General features: G+C 57.8%; 31 protein-coding genes and 1 riboswitch. Of the genes, 17 read left to right on the top strand and 14 right to left on the bottom strand.

All coding sequences use genetic code 11. The features are described 5' to 3' along the window. Positions 1–74 precede the first annotated feature (74 nt). Genes HK24_RS10145 through aat form a run of 3 tightly spaced genes read right to left on the bottom strand, consistent with a single transcriptional unit; the run spans position 75 to position 2181 of the window. On the bottom strand, positions 75–647 hold the full coding sequence (locus HK24_RS10145; RefSeq protein ID WP_086634386.1) for a hypothetical protein: 573 nt from the start codon (positions 645–647) through the stop codon (positions 75–77). Further along, entirely contained in the window at positions 644–1522 is an 879-nt protein-coding gene (locus tag HK24_RS10140) for a hypothetical protein (RefSeq protein ID WP_086634385.1), read from the bottom strand. The genes HK24_RS10145 and HK24_RS10140 overlap by 4 nt, the downstream gene beginning before the upstream one ends. Beyond that, positions 1522–2181, bottom strand: coding sequence for a leucyl/phenylalanyl-tRNA--protein transferase (gene aat / locus HK24_RS10135; protein ID WP_086634384.1), 660 nt, complete (start codon positions 2179–2181; stop codon positions 1522–1524). The genes HK24_RS10140 and aat overlap by 1 nt, the downstream gene beginning before the upstream one ends. 92 nt (positions 2182–2273) lie before the next feature. Between aat and HK24_RS13605 the strand changes: the two genes are divergently transcribed. Further along, the gene (locus HK24_RS13605; protein WP_157091174.1) at positions 2274–2441 is read left to right on the top strand and encodes a hypothetical protein; all 168 of its coding nucleotides are present in this window, start codon (positions 2274–2276) and stop codon (positions 2439–2441) included. A gap of 3 nt (positions 2442–2444) precedes the next feature. Here the strand turns inward: HK24_RS13605 and HK24_RS13930 are convergent, their stop codons facing one another. The 3 genes from HK24_RS13930 to HK24_RS10125 are packed head-to-tail and all read right to left on the bottom strand — an operon-like array spanning position 2445 to position 3702. Then, the gene (locus HK24_RS13930; protein ID WP_233126229.1) at positions 2445–2678 is read right to left on the bottom strand and encodes an MAPEG family protein; all 234 of its coding nucleotides are present in this window, start codon (positions 2676–2678) and stop codon (positions 2445–2447) included. 18 nt (positions 2679–2696) lie between these two features. After that, positions 2697–2837 carry a hypothetical protein gene (locus tag HK24_RS13925; protein ID WP_233126228.1) on the bottom strand — a complete coding sequence of 47 codons (141 nt, stop codon included), beginning with the start codon at positions 2835–2837 and terminating at the stop codon, positions 2697–2699. Positions 2838–2868: 31 nt separating this feature from the next. Then, positions 2869–3702 carry an EcsC family protein gene (locus HK24_RS10125; RefSeq protein ID WP_086634383.1) on the bottom strand — a complete coding sequence of 278 codons (834 nt, stop codon included), beginning with the start codon at positions 3700–3702 and terminating at the stop codon, positions 2869–2871. Between the two features lie 120 nt (positions 3703–3822). Between HK24_RS10125 and HK24_RS10120 the strand changes: the two genes are divergently transcribed. Then, complete coding sequence (locus tag HK24_RS10120; protein ID WP_086634382.1) at positions 3823–4338, top strand: hypothetical protein; 516 nt, start codon at positions 3823–3825, stop codon at positions 4336–4338. 15 nt (positions 4339–4353) lie between these two features. Here HK24_RS10120 and HK24_RS10115 read toward each other — a convergent pair whose 3' ends face one another. Then, positions 4354–4770: an EVE domain-containing protein gene (locus HK24_RS10115; RefSeq protein ID WP_086634381.1), complete on the bottom strand. Its 417-nt coding sequence runs from the start codon at positions 4768–4770 to the stop codon at positions 4354–4356. Positions 4771–4918: 148 nt separating this feature from the next. Between HK24_RS10115 and ccmC the strand changes: the two genes are divergently transcribed. From ccmC to HK24_RS10065, 11 genes are all read left to right on the top strand, one after another. Then, on the top strand, positions 4919–5680 hold the full coding sequence (ccmC, locus tag HK24_RS10110) for a heme ABC transporter permease CcmC (protein WP_086634380.1): 762 nt from the start codon (positions 4919–4921) through the stop codon (positions 5678–5680). Further along, positions 5677–5844 (top strand): heme exporter protein CcmD, encoded by a 168-nt coding sequence (locus HK24_RS13490; protein ID WP_143412318.1) that lies wholly within the window; start codon positions 5677–5679, stop codon positions 5842–5844. Before ccmC ends, HK24_RS13490 begins: the two co-directional genes overlap by 4 nt. Continuing rightward, positions 5841–6344 carry a cytochrome c maturation protein CcmE gene (gene ccmE / locus HK24_RS10105; protein WP_064273832.1) on the top strand — a complete coding sequence of 168 codons (504 nt, stop codon included), beginning with the start codon at positions 5841–5843 and terminating at the stop codon, positions 6342–6344. The genes HK24_RS13490 and ccmE overlap by 4 nt, the downstream gene beginning before the upstream one ends. Before the next feature lie 8 nt (positions 6345–6352). Continuing rightward, positions 6353–8332 carry a heme lyase CcmF/NrfE family subunit gene (locus HK24_RS10100; protein ID WP_086634379.1) on the top strand — a complete coding sequence of 660 codons (1980 nt, stop codon included), beginning with the start codon at positions 6353–6355 and terminating at the stop codon, positions 8330–8332. A gap of 12 nt (positions 8333–8344) precedes the next feature. Beyond that, positions 8345–8899, top strand: coding sequence for a DsbE family thiol:disulfide interchange protein (locus tag HK24_RS10095; protein WP_086634378.1), 555 nt, complete (start codon positions 8345–8347; stop codon positions 8897–8899). Beyond that, the gene (locus HK24_RS10090; RefSeq protein WP_046899969.1) at positions 8899–9357 is read left to right on the top strand and encodes a cytochrome c-type biogenesis protein; all 459 of its coding nucleotides are present in this window, start codon (positions 8899–8901) and stop codon (positions 9355–9357) included. Before HK24_RS10095 ends, HK24_RS10090 begins: the two co-directional genes overlap by 1 nt. A gap of 4 nt (positions 9358–9361) precedes the next feature. Further along, on the top strand, positions 9362–10102 hold the full coding sequence (ccmI, locus tag HK24_RS10085; protein ID WP_086634377.1) for a c-type cytochrome biogenesis protein CcmI: 741 nt from the start codon (positions 9362–9364) through the stop codon (positions 10100–10102). Further along, positions 10099–10383, top strand: a complete 285-nt coding sequence (locus tag HK24_RS10080; RefSeq protein WP_046899971.1) for a hypothetical protein — start codon at positions 10099–10101, stop codon at positions 10381–10383. Before ccmI ends, HK24_RS10080 begins: the two co-directional genes overlap by 4 nt. 198 nt (positions 10384–10581) lie before the next feature. Beyond that, a complete protein-coding gene (locus HK24_RS10075) occupies positions 10582–11988 on the top strand; it encodes a lyase family protein (protein ID WP_086634376.1) in 1407 nt (468 codons plus the stop codon). A 114-nt stretch (positions 11989–12102) separates the two neighbouring features. Next, a complete protein-coding gene (locus HK24_RS10070; protein WP_086634375.1) occupies positions 12103–13605 on the top strand; it encodes a S10 family peptidase in 1503 nt (500 codons plus the stop codon). 155 nt (positions 13606–13760) lie between these two features. Next, positions 13761–15965 (top strand): histidine kinase dimerization/phosphoacceptor domain -containing protein, encoded by a 2205-nt coding sequence (locus tag HK24_RS10065; RefSeq protein ID WP_086634485.1) that lies wholly within the window; start codon positions 13761–13763, stop codon positions 15963–15965. Positions 15966–16052: 87 nt separating this feature from the next. Here the strand turns inward: HK24_RS10065 and purF are convergent, their stop codons facing one another. The 4 genes from purF to thiC are packed head-to-tail and all read right to left on the bottom strand — an operon-like array spanning position 16053 to position 20308. Further along, the gene (gene purF / locus HK24_RS10060) at positions 16053–17492 is read right to left on the bottom strand and encodes an amidophosphoribosyltransferase (protein ID WP_046899973.1); all 1440 of its coding nucleotides are present in this window, start codon (positions 17490–17492) and stop codon (positions 16053–16055) included. Positions 17493–17517: 25 nt separating this feature from the next. Further along, positions 17518–18081 (bottom strand): CvpA family protein, encoded by a 564-nt coding sequence (locus HK24_RS10055; protein ID WP_086634374.1) that lies wholly within the window; start codon positions 18079–18081, stop codon positions 17518–17520. 3 nt (positions 18082–18084) lie between these two features. Further along, the gene (locus HK24_RS10050; protein WP_086634373.1) at positions 18085–18441 is read right to left on the bottom strand and encodes a hypothetical protein; all 357 of its coding nucleotides are present in this window, start codon (positions 18439–18441) and stop codon (positions 18085–18087) included. Between the two features lie 13 nt (positions 18442–18454). Beyond that, on the bottom strand, positions 18455–20308 hold the full coding sequence (thiC, locus tag HK24_RS10045) for a phosphomethylpyrimidine synthase ThiC (protein ID WP_233126227.1): 1854 nt from the start codon (positions 20306–20308) through the stop codon (positions 18455–18457). 58 nt (positions 20309–20366) lie between these two features. Continuing rightward, positions 20367–20516: riboswitch (TPP riboswitch) on the bottom strand. A 99-nt stretch (positions 20517–20615) separates the two neighbouring features. Here thiC and HK24_RS10040 point away from each other — a divergent pair. Beyond that, complete coding sequence (locus HK24_RS10040; RefSeq protein ID WP_086634371.1) at positions 20616–21113, top strand: DUF1543 domain-containing protein; 498 nt, start codon at positions 20616–20618, stop codon at positions 21111–21113. 31 nt (positions 21114–21144) lie between these two features. After that, positions 21145–21492, top strand: a complete 348-nt coding sequence (locus HK24_RS10035) for a gamma-glutamylcyclotransferase family protein (protein ID WP_233126226.1) — start codon at positions 21145–21147, stop codon at positions 21490–21492. A 75-nt stretch (positions 21493–21567) separates the two neighbouring features. On the opposite strand, the gene hemA is transcribed toward HK24_RS10035, so the two are convergent. Together hemA and HK24_RS10025 are read right to left on the bottom strand one after the other, a co-directional pair. Beyond that, positions 21568–22779, bottom strand: a complete 1212-nt coding sequence (gene hemA / locus HK24_RS10030) for a 5-aminolevulinate synthase (protein WP_046899979.1) — start codon at positions 22777–22779, stop codon at positions 21568–21570. Then, the gene (locus HK24_RS10025; RefSeq protein WP_086634370.1) at positions 22776–23729 is read right to left on the bottom strand and encodes a LysR family transcriptional regulator; all 954 of its coding nucleotides are present in this window, start codon (positions 23727–23729) and stop codon (positions 22776–22778) included. The genes hemA and HK24_RS10025 overlap by 4 nt, the downstream gene beginning before the upstream one ends. 112 nt (positions 23730–23841) lie before the next feature. Between HK24_RS10025 and HK24_RS10020 the strand changes: the two genes are divergently transcribed. Beyond that, entirely contained in the window at positions 23842–24546 is a 705-nt protein-coding gene (locus HK24_RS10020; RefSeq protein ID WP_086634369.1) for a pirin family protein, read from the top strand. 131 nt (positions 24547–24677) lie between these two features. Then, positions 24678–25037 carry a YidB family protein gene (locus tag HK24_RS10015; RefSeq protein ID WP_086634368.1) on the top strand — a complete coding sequence of 120 codons (360 nt, stop codon included), beginning with the start codon at positions 24678–24680 and terminating at the stop codon, positions 25035–25037. A 52-nt stretch (positions 25038–25089) separates the two neighbouring features. On the opposite strand, the gene HK24_RS10010 is transcribed toward HK24_RS10015, so the two are convergent. Next, complete coding sequence (locus HK24_RS10010; protein WP_233126225.1) at positions 25090–25983, bottom strand: EAL domain-containing protein; 894 nt, start codon at positions 25981–25983, stop codon at positions 25090–25092. Positions 25984–26174: the final 191 nt, after the last annotated feature.

The raw sequence follows: 26174 nt of genomic DNA, 5'->3' as shown, positions 1-26174 counted from the left end.
GCCACACGAAAATGGCAGGAAAAGGCAACAATCATGGCAAGATTTTCTCAAATTATGACTATTGCCCGCCGCTCTCAGTGCTTCGGGTCAATCCGGTGATAACCAGCTGGTGGATCAAAGAGTTCTGCTGGCTGAGACGCACGATTTACCGAGGCAGCCTGTACCACAAGCCGCCCGCTCTGGGTCGCGCCAAGTAGCAGACCATCCGCCGTGTAACAGAAGTCTGTGGGCTTGTTGTCGGTGTCCGCAGCTTCCCAGATGACGCACGACTCCCCGGCAATTGTGGCCGGACCAACCTGTTTCCATGCTCCTGGCGCAGGTGTTCCCGGAGCGGAAAACGATTCGCCCGGCGCCTCGGTGACCGTGGCGGTTTTCAGAGCCGTATCCAGAACCATCAGACGATGAAGCCGGTAATCCGTCAGCATGACCGTTGCGGCCCCTTCCGGATCAACGCGCTGACGCCACATCTGCGAGTTCCAGCGCATCCGCTGGTGCAGATGCTGCCCTCCCGGCCCCACCATGATGTAATCGATATCCGCATCGTGCATCGGTGTGACAAAGGGGGCCGTCATGGTGTCAGCAGCGTTCGCTGCCCCGACTACGAGAGCAGCCAAGGTAAAGGCGGCGGCCAGAGAAATACGCTTCATTCTTTCATGCCACCGTTTACTGGTCCGCTTGGCGGCTGATCAGGCGAGGAGACCGTTCCGTCTCCAGCAGAATCATTAGGAACAGATGGCTGGGTTGTATCCTGCGAAGGCGCAACCTGCCCTGGCAAAAGCGTTGGAGCCGCAGGACCTGACGTTTCCGCAGGAGTGCCTTCTGCTGCAATATGACCCTGCGTCTGCACACTGGAATCGCCCGCAGCGCCACCTTCCGGCACAGGAGATGGCGTTAGTGTGTTCGCCTGATTGCCGGCTCCCCCCTGACGGCGAGACGCCGTGCGAGGCGTAATTTCCTGGAAACCAGCCGGAGGCTGGAAGGTCGCGGTCGGGAGATCTCCGTAGGACAGGCTTACAGCGCGGATAGAGCCCGAGGCACCATCGGCATCCACACCATCCTCGGCAAGAATGACACCATCGTCAGTCACGCAGGCCGAAGCTTTGCCATGGGCTGTCTGGATATCCCAATGATCACAGACGGCCCCGGCAATCGTCTCTTTACCGCCCTTGGTGTACTTCATGCCCAGATCCAGCATGAACGGATTATGCAGTCCGTGCTGGGGACGAATATGTGCGTACAGTTTGCGCGGCACCATCACGAGCGTCACGACCTGCCCCGGCCGGTCCAGAATCGTGATGCCTTGCCCATCTGCTGAGTCGATCCGCAGCAGATCACCCGAGCCTGAGAAATAGACCTTCACATCGCCGCCCTGAGAGGCCGGAGCAGACAGGTGATACGTCACGGTCGCATCACGCGCAGGCGCCAGTCTCGGATGGTCATCAGCGAGAGCCGATCCGCCACTGCCTGCGAGAAGCAGACCAATGAGAAGAGCAGACTGATGCCGCCGGAGGAATGAAATCATCAGGATTCTCCTGGATATGGGCGCAGAAACGCGATGTCATCGCGCAGGGCGTGCAGGCTGAAATCATCCGGCCAGATGGTACGGACAGTCAAAGCCTGGTTGAGCAGCGCCAGATAATCTGCCGCCGGGATACCGATGCCCCCAAGCGTTGTCAGATGGGGAGTGGTATATTGCGTATCCAGAAGGCGATACCCTCCCTTTCGCAATCCTGCAACGAGATGAACCAATGCAATCTTGGAAACATCGCGCTGGCGGGAAAACATGCTCTCCCCGAAAAATGCTCCGCCGAGGGCAACGCCATATAGCCCCCCGACCAGGGCACCGTCGTCCCAGACTTCGATCGAATGTGCAAAACCACGCTGATGCAGAGCGCCATAGAGGTTACAGATTTTCGGGCTGATCCATGTTTCCTCCCGGCCCGGCGCAGGGTCTGCACAGGCCAACATGACATCTCCAAAGGCCCGATCCGATGTAACCTGAACCTTGCCGGATCGGATCGTACGCATCAGTTTTCGGGGAACAATCATTGCGTCGAGCGGAAGTACTCCACGCTCCTCTGGAAAATACCAGCTGAGCTCGTCACTCTCCCGATCAGGGGCCATCGGGAAAATCCCCGAGGCGTAAGCATCCAGCAGGATTTCAGGCGTAATGTCAGACATCCGGTTTCTGCTTCGCGTCGCACATGGGGGATTATTCACCTTTCTGTACCCGGATGTGGTACATAGTACTCCAATCTCGATGGAGTACTGCATTGCCTATAGCGTTTGTTTATCTGATCTGTCTGATTCCGCTCGGGCTCGCACGCTTCCTGCTCCCTGAAGCTGACGGCCTGCTGATGGCACTCGTCAAAATCTGTTTTGCAGGAATTGTGTTCTGGGGCCTGCTGGACTTCTGGCGCCTTCGCCCCAAGCGAAGCTGATCGTCAGATCAGTCCGCCCAGAACCAGAAACAGCCCGATCATCGACACACCCCAGATCAGACTGCGGATGCTTCCCAGACCCATGGCATAGGCTGGAATATAAGCCAGTCGTCCTAGGAAATAGAGACCTGCTCCCCAGGTCACCAGACTTCCGTCCCGACCGGCCACATGGGCCACAAGGACTGCCCCGATAAAGATCGGGAGCGTCTCCTGAAAATTTGCCTGTGCCCGCCGCATTCTGGCGGCAACGCCTGTCTATCGCGGGGCTTCGCCGTCCCGGTTACTCGTGGCCCACTGCACACCATCCTGCCTGCGGCAGGCCGCTGATGTCAGAAACAGCTGCACGACAGCCAGAACCAATGTGAAACTCAGCCAGACAAGACTGCTCGGCATCATATTTCCAGCTTTCGTTCAGCGTCCTGAAAAATCAGGAAAAGGTTTCCGATGCGGCACCTGAGCGGATGTCCACAGCAGCTTCGTGAACAGCACGACCGTGAGTGCGCTCCAGACGACGGATCGTGAAATGCGCCCGGGCAAGTGCGCGATAATGGGCGAGGAAGGCAGCGTTAAGCGAAGCACCACAGAGCGCACCTGCAACAGGAACCATCTGCAACGCGAACTTCCGCGACAGGCCAATTCCATAATGAGAGGCCACTTCGGAAATCAGCATCACGACCGGGCGTCCACGCAGCAAAGCACGCGCAGAGAAGAACCCGAGCTCCCCATCGTCCTCTTCCTGACGGGCAGGGAAAGTTTTGAGTGCAAACACTTCAAGGCACGCGCGACGTGTTCCCTCATCACGCAGATCCTCACCCTCTTCACGGGCAATCCGCGCGATTTCCCGCATGATGGTCAGGGTTGTGAACCCGACGTCAGGAGCCAGTCCAAAAATTCCACCAAAACCACCGACGGCGCCCGACACGGCAACAGCAGCCTGTCCGGCATTCTCACGCCACGGTTCACGAACGAGCGGGACGTCATTCTTGATGCCGACAATCGCAATATTGAAAGCACGTTCAATCGCGATTTCAGCCGTCTTCTGAATTTTCTGTTGCACTGTGGGCGCAAGGCCAAGGCCTTTCATCCCGAGTCGCGCAGCCTGCCCGACGGCTCCTCCCATCAGATCCGCCAGACGGACAAGGACACCGCGCCCCTGTTCGACGCGTTCCAGCACGGACTGAAGCTGGGCCAACGAGTCCCCGTCCAGCGCCAGTGATGCAAATTCGCTACTCGGAAGCTGCGAGCCATTCTCTACGGTCATGACGATCAAAACTCCTGTTCGTAAGACCTGAAACCGTTTACCCGATAGCAGGTTTCATATCGCATCACGAAAGCCCCCTGCTTGACGGGTGCCCCGGCCGGGTGTGGAGAAGGACATATTATGAAAACATTTTCCCGCTGGATCCTGTCTGCCCTGCTGGTAGCCAGCCTCCTTGTGACAGCAGCCACACCGGCTCTGTCCGCTCCACATCATGCCCATCGTAGCCACAGTACAGCCGATCTGCCACAGATCCCGCCGTCAACGGCGCATCAGCTGAACAACCGGCCAGAGAAAAACCTGACGCCCGCCCAGCAGGTTGCACTGCCAGACGGTGGAGCTCCTCCGCCGCCGCACGGCTATGTTGCCGTGGAAGACTCCGAAGAGAGACTCGCAAATTTCAGCGGTGAAGTGCGGACGCATCTTCCTGTCGGAATGCCGGGCACCAACGCAGAGCAGAAAACCAACGGCACAAACAACCTGCCGTCCCACTTCAGCATTTTTGGTATGCCAGTGAAGTTCAACGCCCCTGTTACGGCGCCCTATCACAGCGAAGACCTTCCCCTCACCTACGCTGGGCACCCGTCCAACGGGCAGACCAATGTTCTCGTCAACGGGGATGCGTCAGACATTCACTAACCGGGAGCGGGTCCGTCAGGCGCGGACCCACCCGCCGATTTTCGTCAAATGCAGGAACTCCTGCTCCGTCACCGGGGCGACAGAAAGGCGCGATTGCCTGAGAAGAGCCATCTCTTCCAGAGCCGGATCTGCCTTGATCTGAGCCAGGGTTACCGGAGTCGTGAAAGCACCATTCGCCTTCACATCCACGCAAACCCAACGCGGATCGTCCGCAGTCGGGTCCGGATAAGCTTCCTTCACGACCCTGACGACACCAACGATCTGCTTTTCGCTCACCGAATGATAGAAAAACGCCAGGTCACCCGTCTTCATGGCCGCAAGATTGTTCCGCGCCTGATAGTTGCGAACGCCGGTCCATGGTTCGATGTCATTACGAACCTGTTCATTCCACGAAAAGGCTTCGGGTTCGGATTTTATCAGCCAGTACGCCACGTCTTTCTCCTGCGGAAAGTTCCCATTTCGCGCTCATTTCCGTGAAACGTGATAACAGTCATAGGAACAATGGGACAATGCGCCCCTTCCGAATGCGTGGGGTTCGGACTATTTCAAGTAGAAATATTTCTCCGAGTTGAGAGTTCCCGTGCGCCCTACGCCCAATCTGCTCCATCGTTATGCCAATCCGGGGCAATTCCTGCGTCTGGCCCGTGCGCTTCAGCCGTGGCTATCCACAGGTGCGATCATCTTCCTGACCGTCGGCATTGTCTGGGGCCTCTTCTTTGCTCCCGCTGACTGGCAACAGGGCGAGACAGTCCGGATCATGTATGTGCATGTCCCGATGGCCTGGCTTGCATCCTCCTGCTACCTTGGTCTCGCTGTCTGCGGGCTTCTCTCCCTCGTGTGGCGGCATCCGCTGGCGGATCTCGCCGCCATCGAAATTGGCCCGGTTGGGGCCTGCGCAGCCGCTCTTTGCCTCATCACAGGCTCGCTCTGGGGACAGCCGATGTGGGGCACATGGTGGGTCTGGGATGCACGCCTGACCTCCGTACTGGTGCTGTTTTTCCTGTATCTGGGCCATATCGCCCTGATCCGCGCTTTCGATGAGCCTGCCCGTGGACAGCGCGCCGCTGCCATTCTGGCACTGGCCGGCGCCATCGATCTGCCGATCATCAAGTTCAGCGTCCAATGGTGGAATACGCTACATCAGCCGGACAGCATCACGCTGACCGGTGCACCGACCATGTCCATGACGATGCTCTGGCCGCTTCTCATCACAACCATCGGCTTCACACTTGGTGTCGCCGCTGTCATTTTCGCCCGGCTGAGTGCCGCAATCCACGAGAGCCGCGCGCGCCAGCTGATGGCACGCTCCAGGCTCAACCGTCCGGACAGGTCCGCAGCATGATGCACCTTCCCAATCACTGGCCCTATATCGCCGCAGCTTATGGTCTCACCATCGGCTGCTCGCTGGTTCTCGGTATCGGCGCGGCTTTGCGCCTGCGCCGTGCCAAAGCCCGGCTGGCGGCTGTCGAAAGCCAGCTCCGTCACCGTGAAAGCTCTGCATCATGACCCGCAAGACACGTCGCCTGTGGATTGTCATCGCCTGCCTCGCCTGCATCAGTTCCGCGGCAGCCCTGACGCTGAGGGCCTTCTCGTCCAACATCGTGTTCTTCATGGCCCCGTCTCAGGTCAAGGCGCACCCCCCGGCGCCTGATCGCACGATCCGCCTGGGCGGAATGGTCGTTGCGGGCTCACTGCACCGCATCACGGAACACGACGCCCCGGTAAACTCATTCAACGTGACGGATGGTCAGGCTTCAGTCGAAGTTCACTACACCGGTATCCTTCCTGACCTTTTCCGTGAAGGACAGAGCGTGGTGGCACTCGGCACGGTGCAGAAGGATGGTGGTTTCACGGCCAGTGAAGTGCTTGCCAAGCATGACGAGACTTACATGCCCAAGGAAGTGGCCGAAGAACTGAAGCGTACCGGCAAGTGGGACCCACGTTTTGGTAAAGCTCCTGACGCGGCAAGCTGGGACACCATGACAGCCAAGAAAACCGGAGGCTGAACGCCATAATGTTTGGACCAGAACAGGGCCATTTTGCCCTGGCCCTCGCCTGCGTTCTCGCACTCATTCAGTTTGTCGTTCCCCTCTGGGGCGCTCACAAGCGCAATGCCCGCCTTGTCGCCATGGCGCCATTTCTCGCGGTTTCACAGCTTTTCGCTCTGGCCATTTCTTTCTTCAGCCTGATCATGTGCGCCGTTCGGGATGATTTCTCCGTCCAGAATGTCGCAGCAAACTCTGCTGCCTCCAAACCGCTACTGTATAAAATCACGGGTGTGTGGGGAAACCATGAAGGGTCCGTTCTGCTCTGGACCCTGATCCTCGGCGTATGTGGCGCAGCCGTATCGACATTTGGACGCAATCTCCCAGACATTCTCCGTGGCCGTGTTCTGGCCATTCTTGGCGGTGTTTCAGCCGGGTTCCAGCTGTTCTGCCTCCTGACCTCCGACCCATTCGACCGTGTTTTTCCGGCTCCCATGGATGGTCAGGGCATGAACCCCCTACTTCAGGACCCCGGCCTCGCCTTCCATCCGCCCATTCTCTACACGGGCTATGTTGGCTTTGCCGTCCCATTTGCGTTTGCCGTTGCGGCTTTGCTTGAAGGCCGGGTGGATGCCGCCTGGGGCCGCTGGGTTCGCCCTTGGGCCGTAGCGGCCTGGTGCTTCCTGACCTGCGGCATCGCACTCGGGTCCTGGTGGTCTTATTATGTGTTGGGTTGGGGCGGCTACTGGTTCTGGGACCCGGTTGAGAACGCTTCGCTCATTCCGTGGCTGACCGGAACCGCACTCGTCCATTCCGCCATCGTCGTAGAAAAGCGCGAGGGTCTGAAAATCTGGACGGTTCTGCTGGCTATTGCGACATTCTCGTTCTCCCTGTCCGGCACATTCCTCGTCCGTTCAGGTATTCTGAATTCTGTTCATGCCTTCGCGAATGATCCGGCTCGTGGCGTGTTCATTCTGGCACTTCTGGCTTTGGTCATTGGCGGTTCGCTCGCTCTCTTTGCATGGCGCGCACCGTCTTTGACATCTGGCGGCCTGTTCTCGCCCGTCTCGAGAGAAGGCTCGCTCGTTCTGAACAATATCCTGCTGTGCTCAATCTGTGCGGTTGTTGTGACAGGCACGATGTATCCGCCATTCATGCAGCTTCTGGCGGGGCGCACCATTTCGGTGGGCAAGCCCTTCTTCGATGCGGCCACCATCCCACTCACAATCCCCCTCCTTCTGGCCATGGGCGTCGGAACAGCGCTGCCATGGAAGCGGGCGCAACTGGCACGAACATTCTCCCACCTGTTTGTTGCAGCCATTTTCGCAGCTATCGGCTTGGTCCTGTGTTTCTGGAAGTTCTCTGGAGCATTGCCCATCGCCTGTGGCGCTCTGGCGATCTGGGTCATGGCGGCCTCCGTTACGGATATTCTGCGCCGCATTGGCCTTGGTCATTCCAGCCGCAGTGAGATGCTGGCGCGCGCCAAGAGCCTTCCCCGCTCAAGCTGGGGAGCAGCACTGGCACATATCGGTGCGGGCATTACCGTGCTGGGTCTGTGTGGAATGTCTGGTGCCCAGCATGCGATCGTAGAGATCCACGTTGGCGAGACCCGCAGCCTTGCCGGTGATGACTGGACGCTCGTCAACGTTCATGACTATGCCGGGCCGAATTACCGCGCGATGCAGGCAGATATTGCCGTACGCCACAACGGCAAACTGATCACGATGCTGCATCCGGAAAAGCGGGACTTCACCACACAGAACCAGACCACAACGGAAGTCGCGATCCATACGAACTTCATTACGGATCTTTATGGCGTCGTGGGAGACCGGCACGGAACGGGCGTCGATGCGACCTATGTGCTACGTCTGCACAAGAACCCGCTTGCCCCGTGGATGTGGCTGGGCGGGCTTGTTATGGCCATCGGCGGAGCGTTCTCGCTCTCGGATCGTCGTCTGCGCGTTGGCGCACCGAAGCGGTCTGCCGCACGGACCATGGCCAAAGCCTGAGGAGAGACACGCATGAATGCAACACGACGCGGCCTCCTGACGGCCCTTCCGATTGTTGGCGCTGGCGTTCTGGGCGTCGGGTTCTGGAAAATGCTGCAAGGAATGGAAAGCGGCGGCTTTGACCCGCGGGCCATCAAAAACCCAAATGTCGGCCGCCCTATTCCTGAATTCGCCATGCCGGGTCTGCCCGGGCTGGGTGATGGATTTACGGATAAGGAGCTGAAGGCTGAAACACGCCCGGTTCTGGTAAATTTCTTTGCGTCCTGGTGCATTCCCTGCGTTCAGGAAATGCCTGGCCTACGATCCATTTCCCGCAATATGCCCATCTGGGGCATCGCGTATGAAGACAAGCTGGAAAATGCGAGCGCCTTTGTTCAACGTGATGGCACGCCTTATGCTCGCGTGGCTTCTGACAGACATGGCCGCGTCGCCATCGACTGGGGTGTAACGGGCGTTCCCGAAAGCTTTCTTGTCGCCCCCGGCGGCCGGATTCTCTGGCATGGCAGTGCCGCTCTCGATCCGCAAATCTATGACGCGGAAATCCGGCCAAGGCTTGCAGGACTATGATGAAACGTCTGTCTGCCCTGCTGCTTGCTGTGGCACTGGCGGGAGGCGGCATCGCTCTCGCAGTTGATGACCCGTCAGAAATGCTCCCCAATCCAGTGCAGGAAAAGCGTGCGGAAGCCATCGGCGCTCATCTCCGCTGCCTCGTCTGTCAGAATGAGAGCATCGAAGACAGCAGTGCACCGCTGGCCCGCGATCTGCGCAAAGTTGTTCGCGAGCAGGTCGCGGCGGGGAAGTCTGACCAGCAGATCATGGACTGGATGGGAGATCGCTATGGCGAATTCATCCGTCTGGCTCCCCAGTTTTCATGGTCCACAGCCCTGCTCTGGCTGATGCCTGCTCTGGCTCTGGTCGCCGGTCTTGTTATTGCGTGGCGTGCGACGAGGCGTCGCATCGTTACACCTGTGCCGCTCTCAGATGATGAGCGTGCACGCCTGGATGCCCTGTCGGGCCGGGAGTAAAGTCTTGTTCTGGTTGGGAATCCTGAGTGTTGCAGCTATCACGCTGCTACCGGCCCTTTATGGCCTCCGCCGCCTCCGCCGCCGCGTGGACGCGCGGGACTCTGCTTTGACGCTCTATCGCGGCCAGCTCGCCGAACTTGACCGGGACCGGGATCTGGGTCTCGTCAACGGAGATGAATACGGGGCAGCCCGCATCGAGATCCAGCGGAGGCTTCTGGCTGCCGACGAATCTTCCGCCACACCAGACCTGAAAGATGCAACGGCCCGTTCGAAGCGCTTTCTCCCCCTTCTGGCCGTTGGTCTTGGCATCCCGGTTGCAGCATTTGCGCTGTATATCGTGAACGGGCACCCGTCCCTGCCGCCACAGCCTCTAAGCGCCCGTCAGGTCAAGCCAGACGCTAAAGCCATGGTTATGATCCAGAAGCTTCAGGCGCAGGTCGCCACGATTCCGAAAGACAATCCGACTTACGAGACAGGTCATGTCCTACTGGGTCAGATCGAGGCGCGCGCTGGCCTGACCTCAGAAGCCATCGCCGACTGGAAGTCCGCTCTGGACATTCATTTCACTCCAGAGCTTGCAATCCAGCTCGCGGAACTCCAGACCCAGAAGGACGGGCACATTTCCGCGAGCAGTCTTGATCTGTATCGCCGTGCCCTGGCGGCCGCCCCGGCTGATGCGCAATGGCGCCTGGCTGTGGAAGCGCGGATCGCCGTCGGTGAACATGAGGAGAATCACGGCCAATGATGGAACCCCTTTCCACAGCCGTCACAATCTGTCCGGTCTGCCGGCAAAAAATCCGGTCAACCGCAGAGCACTGTCCGAACTGCGGTGCTGAACGTCATTTTGGCCCCCGGATGATCGAATCCGCCATCTGTGCCTTCGCAGGGATGGTTCTGCTTTCAGCCGTTTCGACCATGCTCCTCCCGATCTCCCTGTGGACGATCGTCTTTGCGGCCGCAGGTCTTTGCGCGGGTTTTCTGTTCTCCCACAATCGCTTCGGTGGGGATCGCTGGCTCGGCCGTTAAAGGCCGACATCTCAGTCATCAGGTGTCTGTGCTTCAAGCGGAAGCACCATCTGCTGATTGTCTGCGTCCGACAATGCTGGGGAACGTTTTTCATGCTCCAAGCCTCATCTGCGTCCCTTCCCCTGTTTTCCCCCCGATCCTTCTGGGATAGTTTCCGCGCAGGCATGAACTCCGTCCTGCAGGAAAGCTCCAGACCGCATGAGCCGTATTGAAACCGATGGCATGGGCCAGATCGAAGTTGCTGATGATGTTCTGTGGGGCGCTCAGACACAGCGCTCCCTGAAATATTTCAGCATCGGCCGCGAACTGATGCCGCAGGAAATGATCGAGGCTTATGCGATCATGAAGCGTGCCTGCGCCTCGGCCAATGCAGCCAGTGGCCGTCTGTCCCAGGATCGCGCCGATCTGATCCATACCGTCTGCGATGAGATCATGACCGGGCAGCATAACCGGATGTTTCCGCTCCATGTCTGGATGACGGGCTCTGGCACGCAGTTCAACATGAACGTCAATGAAGTCATCGCAAACCGGGCCAGCCAACTCACGGGTCAGCCGTTGGGTAGCAAGACACCATTGCACCCGAACGACCACGTCAACATGGCGCAGTCCACCAACTGCAACTTCCCAACCGCCATGCACATTGCGGCTGTTCTGGGTGTACATCGCCGCCTCATTCCTGCCCTCACCAGACTGCGGGATGCCATCGCTGCCAAAGCTGAAGAATGGAAGGATCTGGTCAAGGTTGGCCGCACGCATCTTCAGGATGCTGTCCCCATTACGCTTGGTCAGGAATGGTATGGCTACGCCGGGATGCTGACAGACAATATCGCACGCCTTGAAGCAGCCCGTGATGGCCTCCTCCCGTTGGCTCTCGGCGGAACGGCGCTCGGCACTGGCGTGAATACAGACCCCGGATTTGACACCCGTGCCTGTGGAGAAATCGCGCATCTGACGCAACTGGGCTTCACGGCTGGCGAAAACAAATTCGCCCTTCAGGGCGCGCACGATGCACTGGTCCACCTGTCGGGTTGCCTGCGGACTGCGGCGGGAAGCCTGTTCAAGATTGCCAATGACATCCGCCTGCTGGCCTGCGGCCCTCGTGCTGGTTTCGGCGAACTGCTGCTGCCGGAAAACGAGCCAGGCTCTTCCATTATGCCAGGCAAGATCAACCCGACACAGGCTGAAGCCCTGTCCATGCTGGCCCTGCAGGTCATGAGCAATGATGTGGCGGTTGGCTTGGGCGGGGCGTCCGGCATGATCGACATGAATGTGTACAAGCCGCTCATGATCCACAACATTATGCAGGGCATCACGCTTCTTCATGACGGGTCAGAGAACTTCCGTCAGCATCTTGTCGAAGGCATTCGCGCTAACGAAGACAAACTGAAGCAGGATCTGGACCGCTCCCTCGTGCTTGTTACGGCACTTTCTCCCGCCATTGGATACGACAAGGCCGCACAGGTCGCCCATCATGCGATGGAAAAGAACCTGAGCCCCAAGGAAGCTGCTCTGGAACTGGGCTTCATGACAGCCGATGACTATGACCGCGTTGCAGATCCGCGGCTGATGCTGTCTCCCAACATCAAGGCACCTCAGGGCCAGTAACAAGACAATACCGGCCCTGCATGACGAAAACTTCATGCGGGGCCGGTGGCAGACGAGCATCCGTGCTGGTAGGGCAGAAACAACCCTGCAATTCTCATCGGAGATGACAGACAGATGATGTCCCGCCGCGCGCTGCTGCTTGCCCTGTCCCTTCTTTCCCCCGTTTCTGCCTTTCCTGCCCTGGCGGCAGATGCCCCGAAGGACACACCCAAAGCTGACGCAGCCAAGGCCTCAGACAGCTTTACCGGTGAAGCCGCTCTGCTTCCCACTGACTCCGTTACGAAGCATCATCTGAATGGCATCGCCTACACCGCGCATGCTGGCACCCTGACCCTCCGTGGCCCCGATGGGAAGCCGACTGCGCGCATGTTCTACGTGTCCTACACCAAGGACGGCGCAGCGGACGCCAAGCGTCCTGTCTCGTATTTCTTCAACGGTGGCCCCGGTGCCGCGACAGCCTACCTGAACCTTGGCGCCGCAGGCCCGGTCGCACTGACAATGCCTCCCAAGGATGCAACCGACGGCACCCACGCGAAGCTTGGTGACAATCCGGATAGCTGGCTTCCGTTCACGGACATGGTGTTCTTCGATGCCGTAGGGACAGGCTATTCACGCCCGCTCGACACCGCCAAGGCTGGAGACCAGTTTTACGGCGTCAAACAGGATGCCAGCACGTTTGCCAAGGCCATCCAGCTCTGGACAGCCAAGAACAGTCGTCAGTCCTCCCCGCATTATCTAGTAGGTGAAAGCTACGGTGGGATCCGCTCCATCCAGGTCGCCAATGCGCTTCAGATGGAACAGGGAATTCTGTTGAACGGCGTCGTGATGCTGTCGCCTGCCATCGAGATGCCGCTTCTGGACACGGACGAGAACCCTCTGTCTGCTGCCCTCATGATCCCCAGCCTGATTTCGGCACATGAAAGCCCGAACGTCACCCAGCAGTCGGCTGATGCAGCATATGAATGGGCGATGGGCACTTATCTTCCCAAGGTTGCGGGCAAAATTCCCAGTGGCGAAGACGGAAAGACATTCTACGCCGAAGTCGCTCACCGTACAGGCCTTCCGGAAGATGTCGTAACGCGCCAGCATGGTGTGCCGGCTATCGGGTCGCATGACGTCATGTCCCAGAACGGTCGCCTGCACGGCCTGTATGACTTTACGCAGACGATTGCCGATCCTGCGGCAGACGGTCTGGACGAGAGCCCTGACCCAACGCTGTTTGGCTTTGGCCGGGCCTATGGCAATGCGTTCTCTGGTTATGCCGCCAACGACCTCGGTTTCCAGACTCCGCTGACCTATGATCTGCTCTCCTTCAAGGTCAATTCAAGCTGGAAATGGAGCGAAAACGGCCCCGCTCCCATCCATCAGATTCCGGTTCTGAACCGTCTTCTGGCGCTTGATCCCGGTCTGCGTGTGTTCGTTGCAAACGGGTACTACGATCTTGCCTGCCCATTCGGCACAGCCCGCTGGATGAAGGACCATCTGACGGTCGGAGCAGACCGCGTTTCCCTGCATCTCTATCAGGGTGGCCACATGCTCTATACGCGCCCGGCCAGCCGTCATGCTCTATCTCTGGACGTCGCATCCTGGATGCAACAGGACGCAATCCAGCAGTAAGCCAAATTGACAACAGGGGGCCGAGAACCTTAAGGTTCACGATATATTCCTGTTGAATTGTCGTATTTTCACAGGGGTTTGCTTTTCGAGCAGCCCCTGCCTAGATGACAAGACCAAACACTTTCTGCATTTCCGCCAAGAGGGATTTTCAGACCTTGACCTTATCGTCGAAGATCTCTCTCCAGTCGGGGCAGCCCCTTTCAGATGCGCTGCTCACATCCTGTGATCGTGAGCAGATCCATCGCCCCGATGCGATCCAGCCCTACGGGCTTCTCCTGATTGCCAAGGCCGATACCCTCCAGATTATTGCCGGCGCAGGCGATCTGGAAGCGCGCCTCAATCCGAACTGGCTGGGCCAGAGCCTGCCTGATCTTCTGAACATTCCAACGGATGGGCTGAAACAGTCAGGCGGCAAGGCCCTAAATAATACCCGGGTCTCCGGCCTGCAGGATGAGACGTTCAATGCCCAGTTCCATCTCTCTGGCGAGCACCTCCTGGTCGAGCTGGAACCTCTGGACAGTCGTAATTTCCTGACGTGGGAAATCTTCAGCCAGATTGATGCCACAGCTGATCGTTTCGAGCGTTGCCCGGACATTGCCGCCGTGTGCCATCACGGCGCACAGGTCTTCGCGAAGCTGACCGAATTTGATCGTGTGCTTGTCTACCGCTTTCAGGAAGACGGCTCTGGCTGCGTGATGGGGGAAAAGCGCAATGAGGCTTTCCCATCCCTCATGAACCACCACTTTCCGGCCAGCGATATTCCCCGGCAGGCGCGTGCGCTTTATCTGCGCAACCGTATCCGTGTCATTCCAGACATTCATTACGAAGCTGCCCCTATTCGCCCTGTTGAGGCTGGCACCACAGGCATCGACCTGAGCGATGTGCAGCTTCGCAGCATATCACCCGTTCATTTGCAGTATATGTCGAATATGGGCGTAGCGGCCTCAGCCTCCATCTCGCTGGTCGTGGACGGCATTCTGTGGGGCATGATCACCTGCCACAACGCGACACCGCGCATTCTCTCCGAGGACATCAGAGCCGCATGCCGGACGCTCGCTGGCGTCATGTCACGTCAGCTTCGAAACAAGGAAGAACTCATCACGTATCAGGAGCGTCTGCGCCTGAGGAATGCGATTGAGTTCGCGACGTCCCATTTCGACCCTGCCGCGTCCGTAAAGGACAACCTGCAGCGATCCGTCACGGAGTTGCGCAGCCTGTTTCCCTGCGATGGCTTTGCAGTCATTGATCAGAAAGAGATTAAGACGTCTGGCAAGGTTCCTGAACATTCGGATCTCTTGGCCATTCGGGACTGGCTCCGCCTGGGCAGCAACGGCGGGATTTTCTGTAGCTCCTGCCTGGGCAAGGACTACCCTCCCGCAGAAATGTGGCCCGAGGCTTCTGCCGGAATTCTGGCCATCACACTGCCTTTCCGAACCTCCCTGACGCTTGTCTGGAGCCGGGTCGAGATCGTTCAGGTCATTGAGTGGGCTGGCAATCCTCACAAGGGAGCGCCTGACCATGACGGCATTCTGCATCCTCGCAAGTCTTTTGAGTCCTGGGAGCAGACCGTTCTGGGTCATTCCCATCGATGGACGACAGAACAGAAGCAGGCCGCCCGTCGCCTTCGCCCCAGCCTGATTGCCGATTATCAGACCCAGCAACTCCGCGAGCTGAATGCGACCCTGACGGCGACAGTTCAGGAACGTGAGAGCCTGATTCAACAGAAAGACTTCCTGATCCGTGAGGTAAACCACCGTGTGCAGAACTCACTGCAAATGGTGGCATCTTTCCTGAAGCTTCAGGCCCGGACGTCCACGAACGAAGAAACGACCGAGGCCCTTTCTGAAGCCCAGCACCGAATTGCGGCCATCGGGCTGGTTCATCGGCGTCTGTATCGTGGCGATCAGATGGGCATGGTTGATCTGAGCCGCTACCTTGAAGAGTTGATGGAAGAGCTCTGCTCTTCACTTGGCGAGGAGTGGCAGGCGCAGCTTCGCATGGTTCTGTCACCCGTCTCCATTTCAGCAGACCGCGCCATCAATGTAGGGCTGGTGCTGACGGAACTGGTCATCAATGCCAGCAAATATGCCTACGGCGGCCAGGCCGGTCCGCTTTACCTCTCGCTTTCCGTCACTGGCGACCGTCTGACGCTGACTGTTTCAGATCAGGGCCGTCATGACATCAATCTGAACGGAAGCGGTTTCGGGACACGCATGATGAAGGCTGTCGTCGGAAGCCTTGGTGGTACCCTCACCTATACGCCGCTTTCCCCGGGCCTTGAGGCTGTCATGGCCGTGCCGCTCGACATCAACGGACCTGCCTCAGCGCATGAAGACATTCCTGACGGTCTGTATTCCTGAAAGCATCTGTCTGAGCACAAAAAAAGCGCCTGCTCCCTCATGAGAGCAGGCGCTTTTTTTATATGGCCGCAATAGAGCGAATATCACTCAGGAAACCAGATTGCCTTCTTTGTCCACGAGCGTGATCGGATAATCACCCGTGAAGCAGGCATCGCAGTAGCGACCTGCGCCATCCGTACGACTTTCATGACCCAGCGCCCGATAGAGGCCATCAAAGCTGATGAAGGCGAGGCTATCCACACCGATAACAGCAGCCATTTCTTCCATCGTATGCGTTGCTGCCATCAGCTTGCTCTCTTCGGGCGTATCAATGCCATAGAAGCAAGGGTGGCGCGTTGGTGGGGACGTAATGCGCATATGCACTTCCGTCGCACCGGCCGCGCGCACCATATCCACAATCTTGCGAGACGTCGTTCCCCGTACAATCGAATCATCGACCAGAACGACCCGACGCCCAGCCAGAACCGGACGATTGGCGGAATGCTTCATCTTCACGCCAAGATTTCGGATCTGATCCGTTGGCTCAATGAATGTCCGGCCGACGTAATGATTGCGAATGATACCCAGCTCAAACGGGATACCGCTCTCAGCCGCATATCCGATAGCAGACGGAACGCCGGAGTCCGGCACTGGAACGACAACGTCTGCTTCGACTGCCGTCTCGCGTGCCAGCTCTGCACCGATGCGCTTGCGGGCTTCATAGACAGGCTGGCCTTCAAGCACTGAATCAGGCCGTGCAAAGTAGATGTATTCAAAAACGCAGAAGCGCCCACCCTGATCGCCAAACGGGCGAAGGGACCGAAGCCCCTCAGAGTTTATCACTACGATTTCGCCGGGCTCGATGTCACGAACGTATTCTGCGCCAATGATGTCGAGCGCACAGGTCTCACTGGAAAGAACCCAGCCACCGTTCGAATCTTCGTAACCCGGCATCCGACCCAGAACCAGCGGACGAACGCCCAGTGGATCACGCATGCCGATCAGGCCATCATCGGGCGTCAGGGTAATGAGGGAGTAAGCTCCCTTCACCTGCTTGACGGCATCAATGAAGCGATCGAGCACCGTGGTGTAGAGGGAAATGGCGATGAGATGGATGAAGACTTCCGTATCCGTGGAGGAATGGAAGATACATCCGCGCTTTACCAGCGCCTGCTTCAGTGTGGCAGAGTTGGTCAGATTTCCGTTATGGGCAACGGCCAGACCACCAAACTCGTAATCCGCATACAGCGGCTGCACATTCCGGACATGCGTTCCGCCTGTGGTGGCGTATCGGTTATGACCGATGGCAACACTTCCAGGTAGCGTCGCCATGACACGGCTGTCTCCGAAGACATCACCGACCAGCCCCAGACCTTTGTGCTGATGGAACCGTTCGTTATCGAAACTGACGATTCCGGCAGCTTCCTGACCACGATGCTGAAGCGCATGGAGTCCTAGAGCGGTCAGGGCAGACGCATCAGGCACGCCCCAGACGCCGAAAACGCCACATTCCTCGTAAGGACGGTTGAGAGTATCGGAGGCAGTCATGCAGTTCGGCCTTTCCGGACTGGGTTCACAACGACGCGTCATGACCGCTTGTGGGCGGCGATGCAAGATGTGGTTGCAATGAATGTGGCAGATAACCGGCAAGTCGGGATGCTCCGGCCTCAATATATGGCCCGGTGAAGCTTCCCTGCATCAGGTAGGAGGTCCAGGACCCGAAAAAAGACCCTGCCAGCAGATAAAGTGCGATCAGCATCACATATCCGCGCAGAATGCCGAAAATAGCGCCCAGTATGCGGTCTACGCCACCAAAAAGAGTGCCCCTCACAGCTGCGCCGACACGCCCGGCGATCGTCGTCAGCGTCAGCAGGATGACGATGAACAGGACTGCCGCGCTTGCGCTCTCCGCCAGCCAGCTCTCATGCAGATAAGGAGAAATCCATGGAACCAGGGCAGCATGGAACCGATAGGTGAGAATGACGGCCGAAGCCCACGCGACAAGCCCGGAAAGCTCTGTGGTAAAACCGCGTGTCAGTCCCCAAAGAGCAGACAGACCAATCACGATCAGCACGCCGATATCCAGCCGGCTCAGGTCATCCGGCGAAATATGAGACAGATCTGGAAGAGAGGGCATGGCTCAGGGCAATTTGGTGGAACGATAGTGGCCGCCTTTACGCGGACGGATGCCATTAGCACGAAGTTCTTCCGCAAGGCGGATTCTTTCGTTCAGCTCTGCCCAGACCTGATCAGCTTCAACGCCACGGGCTTTCCACACCTTCTCAAGAAGACCGACGAAAGCCGCGCTTTCACGGACCAAACCGGCGCGATCATTGACCATGACATGCAGAACGCAGTTTGAAGCCGAATTGCCCAGCCGGGTCGCCAGTTTCGTGACTTTGCGGGTTTTCCGGAATGGGAGAAGGTCTTCCTTAAGCGGCATCACTCTATGATGAGGGTGATGGCCTATGGACGCAAGGCCATCACCCTCAATCATTCCGCGTCAGGTGTTATTCCGCAATCGTTTCTACTTCATTTTCCGGAACATAAAGTTTTGCACCATGTTCCTGAAAGACTTCACTCATCTGCGCCATCCCATCCTGACGTTCTGCCTCTCGGCGAATGTCGTGGCTGATCTTCATGGAGCAGAACTTCGGGCCGCACATCGAACAGAAATGCGCCGTCTTGTGAGCCTCTTTTGGAAGCGTTTCGTCGTGGAAGCTGCGTGCCGTATCCGGGTCCAGCGCCAGATTGAACTGATCTTCCCACCGGAACTCGAACCGTGCGCGGGACAGGGCATCATCCCGCAACTGAGCTGCTGGATGCCCCTTTGCCAGATCAGCAGCATGAGCCGCAATCCGGTAGGTTATGACACCCGTCTTCACGTCTGAGCGGTCCGGCAGACCCAGATGCTCCTTCGGTGTCACGTAGCAAAGCATCGCCGTCCCGAACCAGCCAATCATGGCCGCCCCGATACCCGACGTGATGTGATCATAGCCCGGCGCAATGTCGGTCGTTAGCGGGCCAAGCGTATAGAACGGCGCTTCGCCACATTCCTTAAGCTGCTTGGTCATGTTGACCTTGATCTTGTGCATCGGCACGTGACCTGGCCCTTCAATCATGACCTGACAGCCCTTTGCCCAAGCCACCTTCGTCAGTTCGCCCAACGTCGTCAGTTCAGCAAACTGCGCCGCATCATTCGCGTCGGCAATCGACCCAGGACGCAGCCCATCCCCCAGTGAAAAGGTGATGTCATACCGGCGCATGATGTCGCAGATCTCTTCGAAGTGTTCGTAGAGAAAGCTCTCGCGGTGATGCGCCAGACACCAGGATGCCATGATGGAGCCACCACGGGAGACAATTCCCGTGGTACGCTTTGCTGTCAGCGGGATGTGCTGAAGGCGGACACCAGCATGAATTGTGAAATAATCCACGCCCTGCTCGGCCTGTTCGATCAGCGTGTCGCGGAAGATTTCCCACGTCAGCTTCTCAGGAACACCATTCACCTTCTCCAGCGCCTGATACAGCGGCACCGTGCCGATCGGCACTGGAGAGTTCCGCATGATCCAGTCACGGATGTTGTGAATGTTCCGCCCTGTAGAGAGATCCATCACCGTGTCCGCGCCCCAGCGGATGGACCAGACCAGTTTTTCCACCTCTTCGGCCGCAGAAGACGTCACAGCCGAATTGCCGATATTGGCGTTCACCTTCACAAGGAAGTTGCGGCCAATAATAACCGGCTCAAGTTCCGGATGGTTGATATTGGCGGGAATGACAGCCCGCCCCCGCGCCACTTCTTCGCGCACGAATTCTGGCGTGATGAACGCTGGAATTTCCGCACCGAAATCCTCGCCATCTGCCCGGCGCTCTTCCGCTCCCTCAGCCATTTCAGCACGGCAGACGTTTTCGCGATGAGCAATATAGATCATCTCTTCCGTGATGATCCCGGCCCTTGCGTATTCATACTGCGTGACGTGCTGTGCGCCCTCACCCGAATAGACTTCGTGCGGTGCCGGACACGCCGGAACAGCTTGCGCCTCACTTGCGAAGCCGTTGTCTTCCGGCTTCACGGCCCGCGCTGCAACTCGCTCGAAACCCCGCTTGGTAAGCCATTCTGCACGTGGAGCCGAGAGGCCCTTCGTCACATCAATCGTGACAGACGTGTCTGTATAAGGACCAGACGTGTCATAAACTCTGACAGGCGCTTCATTCGCTGACGGATGCAGCGCAATTTCGCGATATGGAACCAGAATATCCGGGCGTCCCGGCGCTTCGGACCATTTCTTACAGGAACCCTGAATCGGGCCTGTCGTCACATGGCCTACAGCTGGTCTCTGGTTCAGGTTTTGTGGAATGTCACCCATGTTCGCCCCCTCTGAGGCAGAGGGAGCAACAGCACGCACCACTGGCAAAGCCAGTTTCGTTGTGTCTCAACACCATTCCCTCCGCCGGTTCTAACCGGATCAGGTTTCCCGGATGCAGGATGCACCCGGCAGGGTCGTCACACCGCAGACCTTACAGTCCTTCAGTGACCTCTCAGCTTCTTTTGGCGAAGCTCCCCCTGGTAGGGGCCACACTCATCGCATCGGCTTCATCCTGTCAATGCGTTTCACCGTGAAGTGAGCGGAGGAAACAGCTATGACCTGCTTTACGTTTTGAGGAGACACGCTCTTGAACCTGTATGTTTTCTATCTCGGTGGCGCAGCACCCGGCGCGAACATCGAAGTTCATGATGTTCAGTTTGCTATCGCGAACAAGCCGGAAGATGCTTATCCATCACTTGCAGAACGCTGGTTTGGGGTTCGGAATTCCCTGCACGTCGATGCCTACGGCATCATCACATGGGCGGACGGGCACGCCGTCACACTCAGTCCTGAAAAGCCTACAGGCTCCCAATCGCTCTATTTCATCAATATGGGTGGATATGCGGCCGGTGAGTTGAAGGAAGAGCACGCTTTTACCTTCCTCGTCGCCACATCGGCAGAGGATGCCAAGGCAAAGGCCAAAAAGACCCTATTACCGGGCTATGACCATCGCCACCGCGACAACTTCATGGAAGTGGATGACTGCCTGCCTCTGGAACAGATTGACGGGCTTTATATCCATCTGACTCCACAGGACGACGGGCACCCTGTCACAGCGCTTTGGCAAGGCTACCGTAAGATCTGACGTTCCTGCGCTTTATCTCACGGAGCTACTCATGCCTGACCAGATGCCAGTTTACCTGTTTTCTTACGGAACACTCCAGCAACCCGAGGTTCAGCTGTCCTCATTCGGTCGCCTGCTGCATGGCGAAGAGGATGCGATGACGGGCTATCAGGCGTCGATGATGGAAATCACAGACGCCGCTGTCATCAAGGCCAGCGGCAAACGCTTTCATCCTGTTATTCGCCCGAGTGACAATCCACAGGACGAAATCACAGGGCAAGTCTTCTGCATCACTGAAGCTGAGCTTCTCGCTGCGGATGCTTACGAAGTGTCCAGCTACAAAAGGGTGCAAGTTACACTGCGCTCAGGCAAAAATGCGTGGGTCTACGTGCACGCCTGACCAGCTCGGAATCAAAAAAGGCAGCCAGTGACCCGGCTGCCTTTTCCAGAATTCAGAACGCTGGCCTACCTGACTTCAGGCAGCCTCAGAGCGCTTGAGCTGACGTTCGCGCCAAAGCGTGGAGAGTGCTTCAACCAGTTCATCAATTGCTTCGTTCGTATGAAGCGGCGTCGGCGTCAGACGCAGACGCTCCGTTCCGCGCGGAACGGTCGGGAAGTTAATAGGCTGGATATAATGCCCGAAGCGGTTCAGCAACTCATCGGAGAGATCCCGACATAGCTCAGCCTCGCCCACCATGACGGGTACGATATGGCTCGGATTGCCGACATGCGGAATGCCTGCCTTGTCCAGAGCGGCCCGCAGATAGGCAACAGCGCGCTGCTGTCCTTCACGTTCTGCGCTGCTGCGCTTGAGATAACGGACGCTGGCCAGCGCACCCGCAGCAATCATCGGCGGCAGAGCCGTGGAGAAAATGAAGCCTGAACCGAAAGAGCGCACGAAATCGCAAAGCGGTGCAGAGGCAGCAATATAGCCACCCACGACGCCATAACCCTTGCCGAGCGTCCCTTCGATCACCGTCAGACGATGTGACAAGCCCAGCTTCTCAGCAACGCCTGCGCCGTGATCGCCATACATGCCCACGGCATGAACTTCATCAAGGTAAGTCATGGCGCCGTATTTGTCGGCCAGATCACAGAACGCTTCGATCGGGGCGATATCGCCATCCATGGAATAGACGGACTCAAACGCGATGATCTTGGGGACGTCTGCTGGAAGTTCCTTCAGGCGACGCTCCAGATCTTCCACATCGTTGTGACGGAAAATCTGCTTTTCAGCGCGGGAATGACGGATCCCCTCAATCATGGAGGCATGGTTCAGTTCATCAGACAGAACCACACAGTTCCGCAGACGGCCCGCAATAGTGCCGAGCGTTACCCAGTTGGACAGATAGCCCGAGTTGAAAAGCAGGGCGCTTTCTTTCCCGTGAAGGGAAGCCAGCTCTTTTTCCAGTTCCACATGATAGTGGTTCGTGCCGGAAATGTTGCGCGTTCCACCTGCGCCAGCGCCCGTCTCATCAAGGGCATCATGCATCGCCTTGAGGACTTCCGGGTGTTGCCCCATGCCGAGATAATCGTTGGAACACCACACTGTGACGTCACGACCGAGCCCATGATGATAGGCTTTCGGGAAATTGCCGGACCGGCGCTCAAGTTCCGCAAAGTAACGGTAGCTGCCATCGGCGCGCAGACCGTCCAGGGCGGACTGGAACATCGCATCATAATTCATCGCGTTTTCTCCTGCGCGGCACTGTAATCCTGTGAAATCTTTCCGCCAAGGGCCTGCTCCAGATAGGCCAGCAGAACACGGAGCCGCGCAGGCATCTGCATCCGGGTGGCACCACACCCCACGACCATGAACCAGACCGACAGAACACTGCCCCGCCACCTGGGCAGAACCTCAACCAATCGCCCCGCATCCAGATCCCTCCGCAGCATGAAATCTGGCAGAAGCGCTAGGCCTGAGCCATTTCGGAGCGCGGGCAAAAGCATGTCCCCACTATTCACCATCATCCTGCTTCGCAGACGAACAGAGGCCTGCTGGCCGTTCTCATGCGTAAGGCGAAGAAGGTCTGGCAGATCGGAATTCGCGTAGAGCAACCCTGCATTGCCTGAAAGATCTTCCGGCTTTTCGATCGTCCCGAGTCTCTCCTTCATTTGTGGCGAACAGACCAGCCGCATCACGGAACGACAAAGAAGATGAGCCCCTCCGTTGGTTACGGGGGCGAGATCTCCCGGTGTAATGCGGACGGCTGCTTCGAACCGGCCACTCAGCAGATCGACGGTCCGGTCATCCAGATCAATCTCCATGGAAATATCCGGATACCGGTCCATAAATTCCGGCAGAACAGGCCCGAGAATATCCAGCCCGAACCCCATAGGGGCCGCCAGGCGGATCGTTCCTCTCGGGCTGACTGAGCCTTCCCGCAGTTCTGCTTCCAATCCTTCGCCATCAGCCAACATCCGCCGAGCGCGTTCCAGGCACGCCACTCCGGCCGATGTCAGGGAAAGATGACGCGCACTCCGCTGAAAGAGAGTCGTTTTCAGGCGATGCTCCAGACGCGCAATCACCTTGGACACTGTAGGCGGGGACAGCCCAAGAGTGCGTGCTGCAGAGGCGAACGAGCCGCTTTCAGCGACACGGGCAAAAACAGCCCAGCCTTCCAGATCAGGGAGCATACAGCCTCTCTAAGATGCGCTTTATGGAAACTTTATATTTCCATCAATTCCATTTTCTTTACGCCACATCGCGCCCATCTTGAAGGCCATAACCTTTACTGAGGAGCGACCAATGCTCGATATCAGACCCTTCTCCTCGCTTGGCCACGCCAACCATGGATGGCTGGACGCCCGGCATCATTTCTCTTTCGCTGGCTACACGGATCGGCACCGCATGCACTGGGGCCGTCTGCGCGTCTGGAACGATGATAAAATCGAAGGTGGGACAGGCTTCGGCGCTCATCCGCACAAGGACATGGAAATCATCACCTATGTTCGCACCGGAGCCATTTCTCACGAAGACAGCCTTGGCAACAAAGGCCGTACGGAAGCTGGTGACGTTCAGGTCATGTCTGCCGGCAGCGGCATCGTCCATGCCGAGTTCAATAAGGAAACCGAAGACACCACCCTCTTCCAGATCTGGATCATCCCCAATGAACCAGGTGGCACGCCCAGCTGGGGCACCCGTCCTTTTCCTAAGGACGCCCGCAGCGGAAGGTTTGTAACTCTTGCGTCCGGCTTTCCAGAGGATGACGCTCTGCCGATCCGCGCCAAGGGACGCGTTCTGGGGGCAACCCTAAAAGCGGGCGAGACCCTGACTTTCGAAACGAGCCGGGAGAACTTTTCCTATCTCGTACCCGCAACAGGAAGTCTGGAAATCGAGGGTCGCACCGTTGCAACGCGGGACGGGGCAGCTCTGACGGATGTGGAAACCATCGTCATGACTGCCCTGGAAGACGCAGAAATTGTGCTGGTAGAAAGTGGCCCGTTAGACTGATGCGGAAGGGCGGAAACATCACGCAAAGGTGTTTCCGCCCCATGCTACACACGCCTTCCTCAAACGTTGTTATGACAGGGCCAAGTCCCACCGGATGCGGCCAGTTTCTCCCTTGATGAGGAGTACGGGTCATGACAACCACGACTGAGACCAAAGGCCAGAAATCCACCTCGCTGTTCGTCCGCTTCGGGGACTGGCTCAGCAATGCAAGCATGGACAGGTCTGGCTTGACGGAAGTGACAATCCGTCTGATGCGTGACGACTGTCACCTTGCCACCCGTGTGAGCGAAATTCACAACACGGAAACCAACCCGCTCACCCCCAAGGAAGTCGAAACGCTCATGGGTGAGAAGCATCTCAAGTATATTGCAGACCAGACGGGACAGTCGCTTGAAGCGATTGAGGATGCCCTGACACAAGTCCTCCCCATGCTTGCTAACCTGCTTCGCGTGGATCCAGAGCGCCTGTTCCAGTACCAATGCAAGATCTGAAGGCATGACCGGCAGCTCTTTCATGTTTGTAGAGAGCTGCCGGTTATGCTGGCTACAGCCCTTCGGCTGTCCGGGTCATACGTCGTCGTCTTGACCGACCGTCTACACTGGCGAACCGCTCGGTAATCTGAGCGGTCGTTTCAGCACCCGCCAAAATAAGGCCAGACGCCTCAGAGCAACCGGTTTTCTGAACGAATTCCAGTTGCTTTGGCGTGTCCACACCCGTGGCACGAATGCACAAGCCCAGCGCTTTGACGGCTTCAAGAGCAGCACGATAGAAAACAACTGCACCTTCATCGAGTTCTGGCACACTCCCCTGCAAACTCCAGGACAGCGTAGATGCAGACAGAACTGCGAGATCAAACTGCACGCCATCCAGCAGGCCGCTGATGGCGCGTTCTCTCAGCAAAGTCAGACTGGAGACCGAGGAGCCAAACCCGTTCGTGAAGATCTGAACGCCACGGTCCCGGAGAGATGCCAGCGTGTAACAGACTTCGCGCTCCTCCTGAGCAATCCCGCTTTCCTGGAAAACCAGATCCAGACGTGAAATCGGGAACCCACTCTGATCCAGAACACTGTTCAAGCGACCATTGAAAGCGGTGTCAGGCGCCTGATCGTCTTCAAGTGAAACCATGAGCCGCATACCATCTGGCCAGTTCGCGGCCTGCGTACATGCAACCTGCAGGAGCTCCAGATCAAACTCTCTCTGCTGCTGCTCCAGCGGCTTGCGACGACTTCTCCGAACGGTCCGTCGGGGAATAGCCAACCAGAGCTGACTCATGTCCACCTGAGCACCAATCAGCTTTTCCATTCCCGCTCGGCCAGCCCCCATCCGAGGCAGCCACCTCAAAGGCGGCAGTGCACTTTTCTGCCGCGCCCGGCGACTGCGCAGGGTGGTGGCGAACATCGTGGCACTCGTCGGAGAAATATTCGTCTCGGACCTCACAGGATCATCTCTCCGGTCTCTGGTCACAGCGCCAGTCACTCCGGGGCCAAATGAGGCTGCGTCCGCAAAACTGACATCCCGTCCTGCATCATCCAATTTCGAACATCTCCTGTTCCATATGTGCGACAGAATGACGGGAGAAGGCTAATTTTCCCTTAACAACTCCCATTTCCCGCTCACTTTCCCGTGGG

The organism is Gluconobacter sp. DsW_058 (assembly GCF_002153615.1).
Lineage (GTDB): Bacteria > Pseudomonadota > Alphaproteobacteria > Acetobacterales > Acetobacteraceae > Gluconobacter > Gluconobacter cerinus.
The sequence above is the reverse complement of the archived record's forward strand: the minus strand, read 5'-3'. Positions and strand labels throughout refer to the sequence as shown.

Bases quoted from the DNA above. Each gene is read 5' to 3' on its own strand.
- HK24_RS10070 (WP_086634375.1), top strand. From the start codon at position 12,103: ATGATGTCCCGCCGCGCGCTGCTGCTTGCCCTGTCCCTTCTTTCCCCC.
- HK24_RS10025 (WP_086634370.1), bottom strand. From the start codon at position 23,729: ATGCTCCCTGATCTGGAAGGCTGGGCTGTTTTTGCCCGTGTCGCTGAA.
- HK24_RS10125 (WP_086634383.1), bottom strand. From the start codon at position 3,702: ATGACCGTAGAGAATGGCTCGCAGCTTCCGAGTAGCGAATTTGCATCA.
- HK24_RS10095 (WP_086634378.1), top strand. From the start codon at position 8,345: ATGAATGCAACACGACGCGGCCTCCTGACGGCCCTTCCGATTGTTGGC.
- purF (WP_046899973.1), bottom strand. From the start codon at position 17,492: ATGACTGCCTCCGATACTCTCAACCGTCCTTACGAGGAATGTGGCGTT.
- HK24_RS13490 (WP_143412318.1), top strand. From the start codon at position 5,677: ATGATGCACCTTCCCAATCACTGGCCCTATATCGCCGCAGCTTATGGT.
- ccmE (WP_064273832.1), top strand. From the start codon at position 5,841: ATGACCCGCAAGACACGTCGCCTGTGGATTGTCATCGCCTGCCTCGCC.
- HK24_RS13925 (WP_233126228.1), bottom strand. From the start codon at position 2,837: ATGATGCCGAGCAGTCTTGTCTGGCTGAGTTTCACATTGGTTCTGGCT.
- HK24_RS10120 (WP_086634382.1), top strand. From the start codon at position 3,823: ATGAAAACATTTTCCCGCTGGATCCTGTCTGCCCTGCTGGTAGCCAGC.
- aat (WP_086634384.1), bottom strand. From the start codon at position 2,181: ATGTCTGACATTACGCCTGAAATCCTGCTGGATGCTTACGCCTCGGGG.
- HK24_RS10035 (WP_233126226.1), top strand. From the start codon at position 21,145: ATGCCTGACCAGATGCCAGTTTACCTGTTTTCTTACGGAACACTCCAG.
- HK24_RS10055 (WP_086634374.1), bottom strand. From the start codon at position 18,081: ATGCCCTCTCTTCCAGATCTGTCTCATATTTCGCCGGATGACCTGAGC.
- HK24_RS10090 (WP_046899969.1), top strand. From the start codon at position 8,899: ATGAAACGTCTGTCTGCCCTGCTGCTTGCTGTGGCACTGGCGGGAGGC.
- HK24_RS10050 (WP_086634373.1), bottom strand. From the start codon at position 18,441: ATGATTGAGGGTGATGGCCTTGCGTCCATAGGCCATCACCCTCATCAT.
- hemA (WP_046899979.1), bottom strand. From the start codon at position 22,779: ATGAATTATGATGCGATGTTCCAGTCCGCCCTGGACGGTCTGCGCGCC.
- HK24_RS10015 (WP_086634368.1), top strand. From the start codon at position 24,678: ATGACAACCACGACTGAGACCAAAGGCCAGAAATCCACCTCGCTGTTC.
- HK24_RS10145 (WP_086634386.1), bottom strand. From the start codon at position 647: ATGAAGCGTATTTCTCTGGCCGCCGCCTTTACCTTGGCTGCTCTCGTA.
- HK24_RS10100 (WP_086634379.1), top strand. From the start codon at position 6,353: ATGTTTGGACCAGAACAGGGCCATTTTGCCCTGGCCCTCGCCTGCGTT.
- HK24_RS10080 (WP_046899971.1), top strand. From the start codon at position 10,099: ATGATGGAACCCCTTTCCACAGCCGTCACAATCTGTCCGGTCTGCCGG.
- HK24_RS10075 (WP_086634376.1), top strand. From the start codon at position 10,582: ATGAGCCGTATTGAAACCGATGGCATGGGCCAGATCGAAGTTGCTGAT.
- HK24_RS10140 (WP_086634385.1), bottom strand. From the start codon at position 1,522: ATGATTTCATTCCTCCGGCGGCATCAGTCTGCTCTTCTCATTGGTCTG.
- thiC (WP_233126227.1), bottom strand. From the start codon at position 20,308: ATGGGTGACATTCCACAAAACCTGAACCAGAGACCAGCTGTAGGCCAT.
- HK24_RS13930 (WP_233126229.1), bottom strand. From the start codon at position 2,678: ATGCGGCGGGCACAGGCAAATTTTCAGGAGACGCTCCCGATCTTTATC.
- HK24_RS10020 (WP_086634369.1), top strand. From the start codon at position 23,842: ATGCTCGATATCAGACCCTTCTCCTCGCTTGGCCACGCCAACCATGGA.